Consider the following 834-nt stretch of genomic DNA (forward strand, 5'->3'; position numbering starts at 1 on the left):
GCGTCCAGAGTCAAACTCTCCACCGTAGACAGTAACGTTTGGGTACTGGGTTATTAATTCTCGGTTTCCCCCTACATGGTCATTATGGTGGTGTGTATTGAAGATGCCTACTAACGAGGCGCCAAGTTCATGAAGTTTTGTTAAAACTGGTTTTGCAACCGCTGGGTCAACGACTGCGGCTATTTTACGTGTAGTGTCCCACAGTAAAAAAATATAATTATCTGATAGCGCTGGTATGCGGATTACCTGCATGTTTACTCCTGTTAATTTTGAGTGCTGAGTGCTGAGTGCTGAGTGCTGAGTGCTGAGTGCTGAGTTTTGAGTGCTGAGTGCTGAGTGTTGAGTGATGAGTATATTTTCTATCAGCCTTTTGGGAGACTATATCTATCAATGTAAATAGAAATTTTATTTTTTTACTTCACAATCAAATAATTGCATCTCTCAGTGCAGGTGCAACCGTGGTTACACGTATTTTTATCGATACACTTACTTAAATAAACCTAAATATCAGTATAAATTCTCTGGGTAACAAAGCGAACATAAAGCTAAATTGATTCTGTTAGCCTATGTTGTAAAGATACAGCGAAGGTCTTAAAAAGCATAAGCGCTACAACTAATAAGACTTGCTCTTAAATAGTTTTTTGAAAGCACGCTTTCTAAGCAACAGCGGAGCAAATTTTCTTATTTTTTATAATTTTTTAAAACGAGACTATCAGGACAGTTATGCTTCACAAACTTTCAATGACAAAATCAATTGACACTACCTGCGAGACAAATGTTAAAAAACTTGCAGACAAAATTATTTTTTCTAAAAAATACAGCCGTAATGACCAC

2 protein-coding genes are annotated in these 834 nt (G+C 37.1%); both read right to left on the reverse strand.

Annotated features, from left to right (window positions below):
- The coding region (locus AC2JBO_RS45060) for an MBL fold metallo-hydrolase (RefSeq protein ID WP_496960108.1) at positions 1–252 on the reverse strand (252 nt) is incomplete at its 3' end.
- The gene (locus AC2JBO_RS45065; RefSeq protein WP_496960109.1) at positions 218–391 is read right to left on the reverse strand and encodes a hypothetical protein; all 174 of its coding nucleotides are present in this window, start codon (positions 389–391) and stop codon (positions 218–220) included. The genes AC2JBO_RS45065 and AC2JBO_RS45060, both read right to left, overlap by 35 nt.
- Between the last annotated feature and the right edge of the window lie 443 nt (positions 392–834).

The sequence above is a fragment of the Calothrix sp. CBUCES-K 9914 genome, assembly GCF_059640475.1.